The organism is Streptomyces sp. NPDC007971, from assembly GCF_042958635.1.
Taxonomy (GTDB): Bacteria; Actinomycetota; Actinomycetes; order Streptomycetales; family Streptomycetaceae; genus Streptomyces.
Window position 1 is genome coordinate 129,839 of record NZ_JBIBJK010000009.1, and the last position, 13,392, is coordinate 143,230.

General features: G+C 72.4%; 14 protein-coding genes and 1 pseudogene. 7 read left to right on the top strand and 8 right to left on the bottom strand.

Features of this window, described 5'->3' with window-relative positions; all coding sequences use genetic code 11:
• Positions 1–11 precede the first annotated feature (11 nt).
• Positions 12–2,237 carry a catalase/peroxidase HPI gene (gene katG, locus ACFZCP_RS20415; protein WP_391428516.1) on the top strand — a complete coding sequence of 742 codons (2,226 nt, stop codon included), beginning with the start codon at positions 12–14 and terminating at the stop codon, positions 2,235–2,237.
• A gap of 192 nt (positions 2,238–2,429) precedes the next feature.
• On the opposite strand, the gene ACFZCP_RS20420 is transcribed toward katG, so the two are convergent.
• Positions 2,430–2,993: a heme-binding protein gene (locus ACFZCP_RS20420; RefSeq protein WP_391428518.1), complete on the bottom strand. Its 564-nt coding sequence runs from the start codon at positions 2,991–2,993 to the stop codon at positions 2,430–2,432.
• A gap of 192 nt (positions 2,994–3,185) precedes the next feature.
• On the opposite strand from ACFZCP_RS20420, the gene ACFZCP_RS20425 reads away from it, so the two are divergent.
• Entirely contained in the window at positions 3,186–4,376 is a 1,191-nt protein-coding gene (locus ACFZCP_RS20425) for a histidine kinase (protein WP_391428520.1), read from the top strand.
• On the top strand, positions 4,373–5,026 hold the full coding sequence (locus ACFZCP_RS20430) for a response regulator transcription factor (protein WP_362700196.1): 654 nt from the start codon (positions 4,373–4,375) through the stop codon (positions 5,024–5,026). The genes ACFZCP_RS20425 and ACFZCP_RS20430 overlap by 4 nt, the downstream gene beginning before the upstream one ends.
• A 182-nt stretch (positions 5,027–5,208) precedes the next feature.
• Here ACFZCP_RS20430 and ACFZCP_RS20435 read toward each other — a convergent pair whose 3' ends face one another.
• On the bottom strand, positions 5,209–5,421 hold the full coding sequence (locus ACFZCP_RS20435; protein ID WP_391428523.1) for a hypothetical protein: 213 nt from the start codon (positions 5,419–5,421) through the stop codon (positions 5,209–5,211).
• Positions 5,422–5,741: 320 nt separating this feature from the next.
• On the opposite strand from ACFZCP_RS20435, the gene ACFZCP_RS20440 reads away from it, so the two are divergent.
• The 3 genes from ACFZCP_RS20440 to ACFZCP_RS20450 all read left to right on the top strand — a co-directional run bounded on the left by ACFZCP_RS20440 (position 5,742) and on the right by ACFZCP_RS20450 (position 8,111).
• Positions 5,742–6,185, top strand: coding sequence for a universal stress protein (locus ACFZCP_RS20440; RefSeq protein ID WP_391428525.1), 444 nt, complete (start codon positions 5,742–5,744; stop codon positions 6,183–6,185).
• A gap of 483 nt (positions 6,186–6,668) precedes the next feature.
• On the top strand, positions 6,669–7,271 hold the full coding sequence (locus tag ACFZCP_RS20445) for a hypothetical protein (protein ID WP_391428527.1): 603 nt from the start codon (positions 6,669–6,671) through the stop codon (positions 7,269–7,271).
• A gap of 333 nt (positions 7,272–7,604) precedes the next feature.
• Positions 7,605–8,111, top strand: a complete 507-nt coding sequence (locus ACFZCP_RS20450) for a CBS domain-containing protein (protein WP_391428529.1) — start codon at positions 7,605–7,607, stop codon at positions 8,109–8,111.
• A 181-nt stretch (positions 8,112–8,292) separates the two neighbouring features.
• Here ACFZCP_RS20450 and ACFZCP_RS20455 read toward each other — a convergent pair whose 3' ends face one another.
• The 3 genes from ACFZCP_RS20455 to ACFZCP_RS20465 all read right to left on the bottom strand — a co-directional run bounded on the left by ACFZCP_RS20455 (position 8,293) and on the right by ACFZCP_RS20465 (position 11,005).
• Positions 8,293–9,228, bottom strand: a complete 936-nt coding sequence (locus ACFZCP_RS20455; RefSeq protein WP_391428531.1) for a serine hydrolase — start codon at positions 9,226–9,228, stop codon at positions 8,293–8,295.
• Positions 9,225–10,238: a LysR family transcriptional regulator gene (locus ACFZCP_RS20460; RefSeq protein WP_391428533.1), complete on the bottom strand. Its 1,014-nt coding sequence runs from the start codon at positions 10,236–10,238 to the stop codon at positions 9,225–9,227. The genes ACFZCP_RS20455 and ACFZCP_RS20460 overlap by 4 nt, the downstream gene beginning before the upstream one ends.
• Positions 10,239–10,534: 296 nt before the next feature.
• Positions 10,535–11,005, bottom strand: a complete 471-nt coding sequence (locus ACFZCP_RS20465; protein WP_391428535.1) for a flavodoxin domain-containing protein — start codon at positions 11,003–11,005, stop codon at positions 10,535–10,537.
• A 119-nt stretch (positions 11,006–11,124) separates the two neighbouring features.
• On the opposite strand from ACFZCP_RS20465, the gene ACFZCP_RS20470 reads away from it, so the two are divergent.
• Positions 11,125–12,027 carry an HAD hydrolase family protein gene (locus tag ACFZCP_RS20470; protein ID WP_391428537.1) on the top strand — a complete coding sequence of 301 codons (903 nt, stop codon included), beginning with the start codon at positions 11,125–11,127 and terminating at the stop codon, positions 12,025–12,027.
• 152 nt (positions 12,028–12,179) lie between these two features.
• Here the strand turns inward: ACFZCP_RS20470 and ACFZCP_RS20475 are convergent, their stop codons facing one another.
• The 3 genes and pseudogenes from ACFZCP_RS20475 to ACFZCP_RS20485 form a co-directional block, all read right to left on the bottom strand.
• On the bottom strand, positions 12,180–12,524 hold the full coding sequence (locus ACFZCP_RS20475) for a hypothetical protein (RefSeq protein ID WP_391428982.1): 345 nt from the start codon (positions 12,522–12,524) through the stop codon (positions 12,180–12,182).
• A 20-nt stretch (positions 12,525–12,544) separates the two neighbouring features.
• A pseudogene (locus ACFZCP_RS20480) lies at positions 12,545–12,823 on the bottom strand (SpoIIE family protein phosphatase); the annotation flags it as partial.
• Positions 12,824–13,165: 342 nt separating this feature from the next.
• Positions 13,166–13,321, bottom strand: a complete 156-nt coding sequence (locus ACFZCP_RS20485; RefSeq protein ID WP_391428539.1) for a DUF6131 family protein — start codon at positions 13,319–13,321, stop codon at positions 13,166–13,168.
• Positions 13,322–13,392 lie beyond the last annotated feature (71 nt).

Sequence of the window (13,392 nt, forward strand, 5' to 3'; positions counted from 1 at the left end):
GAAGGATTGCCATGACTGAGAACCACGACGCGATCGTCGCAGACGCGGAGTCGGAGGAGGGGAGCGGCGGCTGCCCCGTCGCGCACGGGCGTGCCCCGCACCCGACCCAGGGCGGTGGCAACCGCCAGTGGTGGCCGGACCGGCTGAACCTGAAGATCCTTGCGAAGAACCCTGCCGTGGCCAACCCGCTGGGTGAGGACTTCGACTATGCCGAGGCGTTCGAGGCCCTCGACCTCGCGGCCGTGAAACGGGACATCGCCGAGGTGCTGACCACCTCGCAGGACTGGTGGCCCGCCGACTTCGGCAACTACGGCCCGCTGATGATCCGTATGGCCTGGCACAGTGCGGGCACCTATCGCATCAGCGACGGCCGCGGCGGCGCCGGCGCCGGCCAGCAGCGCTTCGCCCCGCTCAACAGCTGGCCGGACAACGCCAGCCTCGACAAGGCCCGCCGTCTGCTGTGGCCGGTCAAGAAGAAGTACGGCCAGAGCATCTCCTGGGCCGACCTCATGATCCTCACCGGCAACGTCGCCCTGGAGACGATGGGCTTCAAGACCTTCGGCTTCGGCGGCGGCCGTGAGGACGTCTGGGAGGCGGAGGAGGACGTCTACTGGGGTCCCGAGACCACCTGGCTGGACGACAAGCGCTACACCGGCGACCGTGAGCTGGAGAACCCGCTCGGCGCGGTCCAGATGGGCCTCATCTACGTCAACCCGGAAGGCCCCAACGGCAACCCGGACCCGATCGCCGCGGCCCGCGACATCCGTGAGACGTTCCGCCGCATGGCGATGAACGACGAGGAGACGGTCGCCCTCATCGCCGGTGGCCACACCTTCGGCAAGACCCACGGCGCCGGCCCCGCGGACAACGTCGGTGCCGACCCCGAGGCCGCCCCGATGGAGCAGCAGGGCCTGGGCTGGCGGAGCACCTACGGTACGGGCGTCGGCAAGGACGCCATCACCAGCGGCCTCGAGGTCACCTGGACCACCACCCCGACCCAGTGGAGCAACGGGTTCTTCAAGAACCTCTTCGAGTACGACTACGAGCTCACCCAGAGCCCGGCCGGCGCCAACCAGTGGGTGGCGAAGGACGCACCGGAGGTCGTCCCGAACGCCTTCGACCCGTCGAAGAAGCAGCGCCCGACGATGCTCACCACCGACCTCTCGCTGAAGCTCGACCCGATCTACGAGCCGATCTCCCGCCGGTTCTACGAGAACCCGGAGGAGTTCGCGGACGCCTTCGCCCGCGCCTGGTACAAGCTGACCCACCGCGACATGGGCCCGAAGTCCCTGTACCTCGGCCCGGAGGTTCCGGCCGAGACGCTGCTGTGGCAGGACCCGCTGCCGCAGCGCGAGGGCGAACTGATCGACGGCGCGGACATCGCGTCCCTCAAGGTCAAGCTGCTCGACTCGGGCCTGACCGTGTCCCAGCTGGTCTCCACCGCGTGGGCGTCCGCGTCCACCTTCCGCGGCAGCGACAAGCGCGGCGGTGCCAACGGCGCCCGCATCCGCCTGCAGCCGCAGCGCGGCTGGGAGGTCAACGACCCCGACGAGCTGGCCCAGGTGCTGCGCGTCCTGGAGGGCATCCAGCAGCAGTTCAACGCCTCCTCCGGCGCCAAGAAGGTCTCCCTGGCCGACCTGATCGTCCTCGGCGGTGTGGCCGCCGTCGAGAAGGCCGCCAAGGACGGCGGCCACGAGGTGGAGGTGCCCTTCACGCCGGGCCGCGTCGACGCGACCGACGAGCACACCGACGCCGACTCCTTCGCGGCGCTGGAGCCGATCGCGGACGGCTTCCGCAACTACGTGGGCAAGGGCAACCGCCTGCCGGCCGAGTACCTGCTGCTCGACAGGGCGAACCTGCTCACCCTGAGCGCCCCCGAGACCACCGTCCTCGTCGGCGGCCTGCGCGTCCTGGGCGCCAACCGCGCCGGCTCGCAGCACGGTGTCCTCACCGACAGGCCCGGCACGCTCACGAACGACTTCTTCGCCAACCTGCTCGACCTGGGCACGACGTGGAAGTCGACGTCCGAGGACCAGACCACCTTCGAGGCCCGGGACGCCGCCACGGGCCGGGTGAAGTGGACCGGTACCCGTGCCGACCTGGTCTTCGGCTCGAACTCCGAGCTGCGCGCGCTCGCCGAGGTCTACGCCTCCGACGACGCGAAGGAGAAGTTCGTGAAGGACTTCGTCGCCGCGTTCGCCAAGGTCATGGACCTCGACCGGTTCGACCTCGTCTGATCCATCCCCGAAGGCGTCCGGGGCGGCCCGCATGGGCAGCCCCGGACGCCTTCGCCGTGCCCGGACGCCTTCGCCGAGTACGGGATTATTTCCGGGCAGGGGCAGGGGCAGGGGCAGGGGCAGGGGCAGGGGCAGGGGCAGCGGCACTGGTCGCGGCCGCGCCCGGGGCAGTGGCAGTGGCAGGCGTGGGCCTCAGCGGCCCAGCGCCGCCGCCCCCGCCTGTGCGTACCGCTCGTCCAGGTCGCCGGACGGGGCGCCCGCGACGCCGATGCCCGCCACCGGAGCGCCCTGGGCGGTGACCGGAGCGCCGCCCGCGAGGAACAGCGTGCCCGGGATGTCCTTCAGGGCCGGCGCCTGCTCCAGCCGCTTGGCCAGCTCGGACGTGGGAGCGTTCCAGGACACGGCGGTGAACGCCTTGCGCCCGGCGGACTCGTACGACTGCGGGCCGGCACCGTCGCCGCGCAGGGTGACCAGCGTGTTGCCGTTGCGGTCGACGACGGCCACCGACACCTGCCGGCCGTCCTTCTCGGCGGTGTCCATGGCGGCCTGCGCCGCCTTCGTGGCCGCGTCGAGGGTGAGGTGCCGGGTCTCGGTCAGGTTCCCGCTGCGGGCGGCCACGGCAGCGGCCGGCGTCGTACCGGCGGAATCGGCGGCACTGGCGGCGACGGTTCCGACGACCCCGGCACCCACGACGGCAAGGACGGCGCCTGCGGCGAGGACACGGGTACGGCGGGACGGCTTCTTGCGGCTCGGCATGACGAGCACCCTTCTGGCACGGAATCCGGGGGCCGGCTGGCTCCCGTACCGATCCTCGGCCCGGATCCGGCGGCTCCCCCTCGACGGATCGGTGGTCTCGGGGGTCATCCGATCGGATGACCCCCGAGGCTGCGGGCCAGGGAACAATGGAGGGTGTTTGCCCAGTTCAGCGCGATGATGAGAGGGAACCGGATGAGGGAGGAGCCACCCGTGGCCACGCCCGAACGCGACGACACCCGTGCCCTCACCGTCGTCATGCACACGGCGTTCTTCGTGCTGCTGGCCGCCTCCCTCGCCCGCTACCTCGCCCGGCACGCCGAGGGCCCCCGCACCCCCTGGATCATCGGCCTCTCCGTGCTGCTGGCGGTGCTGTACCTGCTCGGTCCGGTCCTCGGACCCCGCCCCACCCTGCGCCGGCTGACCTGGCTCGGCCTGGTGGTGGCGACGTGGGCGCTGCTGGTGGTCCTGGCACCGAGCTTCGCCTGGTGCGCCGTGCCGCTCTTCTACACCGGCCTGCGCACCCTCCCGGCGCGCGCCGCGATCCCGCTGGTGGCGCTGCTGACCGCGCTCGCTGTGGCGGCCCAGCTGAGCCTCGCGGGCTGGCCGGACCCCAACGTGCTGCTCGCGCCCCCGGCCGTGGCCGCCGTGGCCACCACCGTCTACGTCGTCATGCAACGTCAGTCGGCCCGCCGTGACGCCCTCATCGCCGATCTGGTCCGCACCCGTCGCGACCTGGCCGCCACCGAGCGCCGCGAGGGCACCCTCGCCGAGCGCGAGCGGCTGGCCCGCGAGATCCACGACACCCTCGCCCAGGGCCTGTCCAGCCAGCGGATGCTCCTGCAGGCCGCGGACCGCCTGTGGGACAGCGCCCCGGACACCGCCCGCGACCATGTCCGCACGGCGGCGACGATCGCCGAACGCAGCCTCGCCGAGGCCCGTCGCTTCGTCCACGACCTGACCCCCGCCGACCTCGCGGACGGCGACGGCCTGCTCCGGGCCCTGCGCGCGGTCGCCGAGCGCGAGACCACGCCCATGCTCACCGTCCGCGTCCACACGGAGGGCACCCCGCCCGCCGCGCTGCCCGCCCCCGTCGAATCGGCCCTGCTGCGCATCGCCCAGGGCGCCCTGGCCAACGTCCGCGAACACGCCGGCGCCACGACGGCGACCCTGACCCTGACGTGTCTGGACGACCAGATCGTCCTGGACGTGACGGACGACGGCCGAGGCTTCGACACCACCACGGCCCCGGAAGGCGGGGAACGCGGCCACGGCCTGCCTGCCATCCGGGCCCGCCTGCGCCAGCTGGGCGGCACCCTGACCATCGAGTCGGCGCCGGGCGAAGGAACCGCCCTGTCGGCCGCGATCCCGCTGGAGCCCAGATGACCGGCACACCCGATCCGACCGGCAGCCGTCCCGTCCGCATCCTGGTCTGCGACGACCACGCCGTCGTGCGCGCCGGACTGCTGGCACTCCTGCACAGCGCGCCGGACATCGACGTCGTCGGCGAGGCCGGAAGCGGTGAGGAGGCGCTGGCCCTGGCCCGCAGGGCGACGCCCGACGTCGTCCTGATGGATCTGCACCTGGGCACCGGAATGGACGGCGTGGAAACCACCCGCCGGCTGCGCACCCTCGCACCGGCCCCGCATGTCCTGGTCCTGACGACGTACGACACCGACGCGGACGTCACCCGTGCCATCGAGGCCGGCGCCACCGGCTATCTGCTGAAGGCGGAGCGCCCCGAGGACCTCTTCACCGCGATCCACGCCTCCGCGCAGGGCCGCCCCGCTCTCTCACCCCCGGTCGCCGACCGCGTCATGGCCCGTCTGCGCAACCCCCGCCCCGCTCTCACACCGCGCGAGCGCGAGATCCTCGCCCACCTCTCCCAGGGCCTGCCCAACCACGCCATCGCCCGGGCCCTGTACATCAGCGAGGCCACGGTCAAGACCCACCTGCGGCGCATCTACGACAAACTCGGCGTGGACACCCGGGCGGGCGCCGTGGCCGTGGCGAAGGAGCAGCGGCTCCTGCCCTGAGACGGCCACCAGTCTCATGGCCGGGCCTCAGCCTGCTTCGTCCGGGGCGGGCCGGGCAGAGGCGTCCCCTGGCGTCGTCGGCCGGGCAGAGGTCGCCCCCGGCGTTCGTCAGCCGTCAGCCGTCAGCCGTCAGCCGTCAGCCGTCAGCCGTCAGCCGTCTGCTGTCTGCTGCCAATCGTCCGTCAGCCGAACAGGTGGCGTACCCGGATCGTCTCGACCCGCCGCCAGGTGCCGCCCGGCAGCAGGACCCAGTCGCCGGCCGAGCCGCGGGTTCCCGGCCGCGCAGGAGCGGCCGTCGGCCGCGGTGCGGGGATCCGCGCAGTGCCGTGCGCAGGCAGCCGGTCGCCGCCGCGCGCGCGTCCGCCCCGGCGCCGGACCCTGGCGCGCCTGCTCATCGCTCCTCCCGGCGGCGGTGTTCCCGCGGCGCCGCGCTCCGGCCGCCGGCCCGCCGTGCGTCGCCCGTGCGCCCATGCATGATCACTCACTCCTCGACGGTTCTTCTCCTCCTCCAGCATGAACCCGCGGCCCGCCGCATGAGAGGTGACCGCAACGCCACCGAGGACACTCGCCGGAGCTTCGCCCGCACGTGCCGACGGGTGGCCGTCCGTCATGCCCCCGGAGGCTCATCGGTGGCGGGGTGCCGAGGGCTCGCGCAGCGTGGAGACGAGGGGGCGACGGGTCGGGTGGCGCGAGAGCCGCAGGAGAGGTGGGACACATGGACAGGGACGTCTCCGAACGGCGGGTCGTGGTGGGTGTCGACGGCTCGCCCTCCTCGTACGAGGCCCTGCGCTGGGGCGTGCGCTACGCCGGACTCGTCGGCGGCACCGTGGAAGCGGTTGCCGCCTGGGAACTGCCGGGCCTGCAGGGCTGGTCGGGGCCCGCCGTGGACATGGACGTCGACGAGGAGGACGCCCGGCAGCGGATGCGGCAGGAACTGGCCGACGTGCTCGGTGCCGACGAGGCCGGAGCGGTCACGGCCCGCCTGGCCCACGGCAACGCCGCCGAGGTCCTGCTGCGGGCGGCCGAGGGAGCCGAGGTCCTCGTCGTCGGCCGCCGGGGGAGGGGCGGATTCGCCCGCGCCCTGCTCGGTTCCGTCAGCCAGCACGTCTCGCACCACGCGAGCTGTCCGGTCGTGATCGTACGGGCCAAGGAGTCATGATCGTACGGGCCGGGGACTCGTGATCGTACCGGCCGTAGACGCGTGAGGGTGCGGGCCGGTGAGTCCTGATCGTGCGCGTGCGCAGTCCGGGCGCCGGAGGGGCGTCGAGGATCATGGGCGTCATCTTCGGGGATCAAGGCGGAGCGACACCGCGGGGGATCGGTGCCGCTCCTGTCTCCACTGTGGCGCACGAGTGCCCTTCCTCTCCAGTGCCAATCGGCCCTCCCGACGGGCCGTCGGTCCCCCCTCCCGCAGGACGGGACGGGCTGTGCGCAGCCCTTCCGCGACCGAGACGGCGGTTATCCGGATCGGGGTGCACGATGGTGGAGTGACGCTTACGGGCCGGATCCATGAAACGGCTCTGGTGCCGCTCGCCGCCTGCCTCGTGCGAGCCGTGACCGTCGTGGTGGACGCGCGGTGAGGGGCGTCCGGTCCGCCCCGTCACCCGGACCTCGGCCCGGAAGGCGAGAGGAGGCGGTGACCATGAGACGGACACCTCCCACGACGGTGGCACGGGTGCGGCTGTGGCGGTGGCGGCCCAACCCCCTCAAGCGGCACAGCGACGTCGTCGAAGCCTGGATCGTGCTGGCCACCTGGATCCTCGCCCTGCTGGGCGCGGTGTTCGCCGGTCAGGCGGCGGCCCACTCCATGGACTCGGCCCTCTCGGCGCGGCGGGCCCAGGAGCACGCGGTGTCCGCCGTGGTCACCGACGGCCCGGCGAAGGCCGCGCCGGCCGACGGCGGATACGACGACGGCCAGGTGTGGGCCACCGTGCGCTGGACGGCCAAGGACGGCACCGTGCACACGGACCGGGCCAAGGTCCACCCGGGCGCACCGGCGGGCAGTCCGGTCATGGTGTGGACGGACGGCACGGGCCGGATCGTCTCCGCGCCCACCACTCGCGCGGAGGGCCTGCTGCAGACGGTCCTCGCCGGTGTCCTGGTGGCGCAGGTCGCCGGCACGACCGTGTGGGTCACGGGCTGGCTGGTCCGTGCCCGGCTCGTCCGGCGGCGGCTGGCCGAATGGGACGACGAATGGAAGCGGGTCGGGCCCGAGTGGCGGAACCTGAGCGGCGGCAGGGGCTGATCGCCGTACGGGCCGGGGCTCGAAGGCGCGTCCCGCACCCGTCGGCTCGGCACTGGTCTCGGCCGCAGGGGAGGGCCCGGCCGTGCGGAGGGGCCGGCCGAGGGCCCGTCCGTGAAGAGGGACCAACGGCCCCCCTTCTTGGCCTCACCAGCTCAAGACAGGCGACCCGGTCCGGACGAGCGTGGGGGGAGGCAGACGCCTCGGACGCCGTTGACACCGGGCGCCGTTTTGGGGTGCTCGGGAGGAGGCGGATCACGTGACGTGCCCCCGGCCGGCCTGCGTAAGGGCCTCGCCACGGTCCGGGGTCCGGCCGACGGCGAGGAGGAGGCAGACATGGAGGAGAGGCTTTCGGTGGGCGCCCTGATGAAGGAGGCGCCGTACTCGATCAGCGAGGACGAGACCCTGCTGATGGCTTGGGAGGTCATGGAGCGTTCCGGCCAGCGCCAGCTGCCTGTGGTGCGCCAGGACGGCTGCTGTGCCGGAGTGCTGGAAGGCACCGAGCTGGCCGTCGCCTGTGCCGCTCCGGCGTCGACCCTGTCCCGCCGGCACGTGCGTGATCTCGTGTACGGGCGCCGTACGGTCACGGTCCATGCGGAGGACTCGATGCTTCGCGCGGCGGCGGTGATGACGGAGGAGCACATCGACGCGGTGCCGGTCACCGACCCGCGCGGGCGACTGACGGGACTGCTCACCGCGCTGGACTTCGTCGCCGCCGCCGCGGGACTGCACCACCGCTCCGGGCGGGCTCAGGACGCGCCCCGTCCGCCCCACCTGCGGGCCACGCTGCCGGGGCTGCCGCCGCGCCGAGGAGAACGGGAACGCGGCATTCCCATCCCATAGCACCCATCCCATAGCACCCACCCCATAGGACCCACCCCATAGGACCTATCCCTTGAGCCGACCGATTTCCTGAGGCGCCCGCCCCCTGGACCGACATACCGGCTGACCGTCCGTTCGCCCCACCGTGCCGACGCCCGTGCGGTGACCGTCTCCGTGCGGTGGCTCAAGGCATCCTGCCGCCTCACCCCCGCAGTGCCTCGAACGCCTGCCGTGCACCATTCGCGATCGCGAAGTCGATGTCCGGCGCCAGACCCGCCCGCCGGTCGGCACGGGTGAGCGCCGCCATGGCCACCCGGTCGCCGGACTCGGCCTCCACCACGCCGATCTCGTGCCGCAGGTGCAGGAACGTGCCCGTCTTGCCGCTCAGCCGCAGGGAGTCCGCACGCAGCTCGCCGGCCAGTCGCTGGGTGAAGACCTGATGCCCCATCAGGCGGCGGAGTTCGGCCGTCGCACCGGGATGGGAGATCTCGTCACGCCACACCCGCCGCAACAGGTCCACGAGCGCCGCGGCCGAGCCGAGGTTGGCGTGGGCCGGATCCAGGGTCTCGATGGTGTGCCGTCCCGCCCGCTCGTCCCGTACGGCCAGTTCCAGGGCGAGGGAGAAGTCGTTGCCGGCGGCACCGGCGGCGCATTCGTACATGTGGTTCATGCGGTGCCGCACCCGTATGCCGTCGCAACGCCACGCGCGCAGGCGGGCATCGACCTCCGCCACCGGCACCAGACCGAACAGCGCGTCGGCCGCGGCGTTGTCGCTCACCGACAGCATCAGCAGGAGCAGGTCCCCGACGGCCACGGTGGCCGGATGCCGGAACGCGGCCAGTCCGGTGGGTCCGACGCTGCTCCCGGCCGGGTCGACGGTCACCGGGTGGGCCGGATCGAGGTCCCCGGCCGCGATCCGGTCCAGCACGGCCAGGGCGAGCGGGACCTTCACCACCGAGGCCAGGGGAAGCTGCTCGTCGACGTCGAAGCCGAGGTGCTCGCCGGAGTCGATGTTGCGGGCGAGGAAGGAGCCGCGGACCCCGAGGGCCGCCCAGTCGCGTGCGATCGCCTCGGCGACGTCGAGGAGCGCGCCGTCACCGGCGACGCAGGCCGGGCGGTGGGCCGGTTCCGCGCTCATCCGCGCGCCGCCAGCCGTGCCGCGGCGTCCTCGCCCGGTGCCCCGGTCCGCCGGGGATCCGGTACGGCGCTCGTGGCGCCCGCCGCCCCCGCCAGCGAGGCGACGAGCCAGTCGGGCACGTCCTGCGCGCCCCGCTGCCGGCGCGTCCCCTGCACGTCGTACCCCCGGTGCAGCGAGGCATCGGCCAGCGGCGTCCACGTCGCCCCGTGCTGCCGCGCGAACGGCTCGGCACACAGCAGCATCGACCGGCCGGCCAGCGTCTCGGCGAGCGCGGTGGCCGCCGGTCCGGCCGACCGGATCAGCCCCTCCGGCAGCCCCGATCTGGCGGCGGCACGCACCAACCTGTCGTACGCGTAGGGCACTTCGTCCTCCGTCAGGATCAGCAGGGGCAGTGCGGCGGCCCGTTCACCGCCCGTGGCACGGCTCCGCCGTGGCCGCAGGTCCTCCAGGTGCACCGCGCGTCGCCATCGTCCCTGGGGTTCGGCGCCCTGAGGCACCCGGGCATCGGAAGGCGGCGCGGACGCGAGGCCGAGCGGCACCCGGAACGCGCCCTGCTCCGGCGCGACACGCACCAGCGCGCAGGTGAGCGAACCGTCGGCGAGCCCCGTCACCCGCTCCTGAGGGGGAAGTTCGCGTACGCCGAGGGTGATCCCGTGTTCGGTACCGGCACGGATCACGCCTGCCAGCGCGGCCGGAGCACAGTGCGCGGGCACTCCGACGGCGCGCACCTGCGCCTGCCGGGCGGACCGGGCGGCCTGCCCCAGCCGTTCGGCCCGGTCCAGCACGTCCTGCGCGTAGGGAAGCAGGAGCATGCCCAGCTCGGTCGTCGCCACCTGCCGCCGTGAACGGTCGAACAACAGGCCCCCGAAGTGGGCCTCCAGTGTCTTGATGCGGCGGCTGAGGAGCGGCTGGGCGATCCCGAGGCGGTCGGCCGCGCGGGAGAAGCTCGCCTCGTCGACGGTCGCGACGTACGCCTCCAGGTGCGCGAGGAGATCCATCCGACCAGTCATATCAATAAGTTATCTGTAGCGTCCACCTGGCAGCGATCGTTCTGGATGGCAAATGTTCAGGTCACAGCGCTAGAACCCCCGAATGGGCCGGGGCTCTGGCAGTACCCGCGCTGACTGTGTGCTGACCTGTAAGCACCTGCCATCACCCCAGGAAAGCCGTCCCGTGCTGGGCCGGTGCTGATCTGTTGTGCGGTCCGTTTCTGGCATGGCATGGCATGGCATGGCATGGCATGGCCGTGACGGGGCCGTCGTCCGCGGTGGGTGAGGTAGGGGGAGCAGACGCCCTCAGGTCGTTGCTACCGGTGCGGTCCGTCGCGAACTTGAGCACGTCGGTGGAGATGCGGGCGATGTCCAAGCGGGTGCGAAGCGCCTCTTTGAGGGGAGGGGCGCGCCGTCGCCGCGGTCGACTTCTGCGTCTGGGTCGAGGCCGGTCGGAGCGAGCCACTCGGCGACGAGAGAGGCCGAGCCATTGCTTTGCCGGCTCCTCGAAGTCGGGCTCGCAGTCGGTTCGGGGAACGGAGGCGGGTGACGCCGAGGGCGTCGAAGAGTTCGTCGAGGCGGCGGCCGTGGCCGCAGAAGTCGTCGTAGGTGGAGTCCCCGAAGACGAGGACCGCACAGCGGAGCCCTTCCAGCTGCCCTGCGTCCGGGCCGGAGACAGGTTGCCAGAAGTCGGCGCCGTTGTCGGGGGCGCCGCTGTCGCTGAAGGTGCTCGCGACAAGGAGGACGTCGGTGTCGGCGGTGAGGTGTGCCGGGGACGCGTCGGCCATCGGCAGGAGTGCGGCGGCACGGCCGGATGCGGTGAGGTGGGTGGCGGCGAACTCCTGCGTTGCCGGTCTGCGAGGCCCAAAGAGAACTCCGGCCTGTCACACGACTGGCGAGGCCGGTGTTGAGCCCCACGCGCACTCGCCGGCAGCACCATGCGAGCGAGCTCAGCCGGATTGCCGATCGTGCGCAGTCACGCGGGGGATACGATCCGATCATGGTCAACCTCCGCGCCCGCACCATCGTTTTCGACGTCGACGGCACGCTTTGCTTCGACGGGCGAACGATTGACGACCGGATTCTCACGGCGATCGGTGTGTGTGAACGCCTCGGACACCACGTGGTCTTCGCGTCCGCGCGACCCGTTCGAGACCTCCTGCCCGTGCTTGACGGAGCTTTCCCCGCCGCCACGCTGATCGGCGGCAACGGGAGTCTCGTCTCGATCGACAACCAGGTGCGGGCCCGGGCTGCTTTCGGCCCTTCCGGGCTCGCCGCGCTGATGGAAGTGGTCGAGCGGTACAACGCGACTTACCTGGCCGACGGGCCCTGGGACTATGCGTACACCGGACCCGCGGACCACCCGATCGTGGGCCGGGTCGATCAGGGCAACCTGGCGCGCAAGGTGGATGTCGCCGAGCTGGGCGAGGTCGTGAAGTTTCTTGTCGTCGGCGCATCCGACATGGCCGGATTCGCCGCGGCAGGACGCGGACTCGGGCTGACGGTCAACCACCACCTCGACGAGGCGATCGTCGACGTCGCCCCGGCGGCGACGACGAAGTGGGAGGCCCTGGCGTCCATGGGGATCAGCGAATACGTGGCCTTCGGCAACGACATCAACGACGTCGATCTGCTGCGGAACGCCGAACGGGCGGTGCGTGTCGGCACCCACCCGAGCCTGGACGACGTCGCCCACGTCACCGTCACGGCTGCCCCCGCGGCAGTAGCGGCCGAGATCGCCCTGCTGGCCCAGGCGGACCGGGCCCTCGCCCAGGTGAAGTCCGACCGATCCGGCATCGAGGCACCCTGACCACGACGGTGCCGCCGGCGCGGTGGGCGGTGGCGCGCCGGTGGCCAGGGTCTCGGTGAGGTGCCGATCCGGTTGACCTTGACGACGAGGCCCTGGGCGCGCGGTCGAGGAGATCCACGGCGAGTCGAACGGCGCGTACGGCGTCCCGAGGGTCACCCGCGAGCCGAGGGAAGCTCAGCCCGCTGTCTTGGCAGCAAGAATCCCTGCTGCTGCGCCCTTCGCCGTTCGGCGCGGGCGAGATCCACACCGACTTCCCCGTCCCCGACGAGGTGACCGACGACGAGCTCCGGCGGCGGGCCCAGCGCCTGGCCGACCGCGAGTCCGCCCTGCGCGCCGTCGGTGTAGAGCAGGAGGGTCGAGCCCGGGGAGAGTGTGCGCCGGTGGTCGGTGCGGTGGAACCCTCCGAGGCTCTGGTGCAGGAGGATGTCGTGCTCTGTGAGGAGAGCGACGTGGGCGTCGGGGGGCGCAGGAGTCGCGGTGGGTGTCCGGCGTTGCACCAGGTCAGGTCCCAGCGAGGACCGTCGTGGACGGGGGCGAGGCGGGCATGGACCAGCGTGCCGCCGGCCTCGATGGTCAGGATGGAGCACGCCACTTCGAGGGCGGCCACAGCTCTGGCGGGGCTGTAGGGCGGATGATCGAGGGTGGCCTGTCTCAACATGCTGCGGACCTGCCCCATCACGGTTGCGGCGTGCATGTCGTGGTCGGTGATGTCGCCCACCGTGATCATGAGAGAGGGTGGTCCGCCGGACGGAGCGGACGGCAGGTGGTAGGCGTCGTACCAGTCTCCGCCGATCATGTTCTCGTTCGCGGCCGGTTGATACAGGGCGCTGATCTCGACATGGTCGGCCACGGGAAGATCGGTCGAGATCGGCCTGGGCCTCGTGCTCCAGGCGCTCCGCGTCGCGTCGGGCCTGCTCGGCGGCGGCCCGCGCGGTGTCCAGTACCTTCTGCGTGGACCGGCGCTGCGCCGACAGGATACGCAGGCGCAGTTCGGCGGAGCAGGCCGCTGCCCCGGTGTGCGTGCTCCGGTGTGCCGCCCGGTGACTGCCGCGTTTTCCGCAGCGCCTCGCTGCGGCGCAGGCGTCCGCGGCCTGCCGGCGGTCCCGGGGGATCGGTGGCGGCGGGCCGCGCGGGTTGGTCACCAGTAGTGGCGTCGGCCGGCGACGGCGTGTCCCATCGAGCCGAGGATCCACAGGATGGCGCCGACGACCAGCAGGATGATCCCGATGGTCCACAGGATGGATATCCCGGTGAGGAAGCCGACGACGAGCAGAATGATGCCGAGGACGATCATGATCTCTCCCTTGGGGAGTGGTGCCCGCGTCCCTGTGAACTGCGAGAGAGCGCAAGGGCGGTGGACTCGGG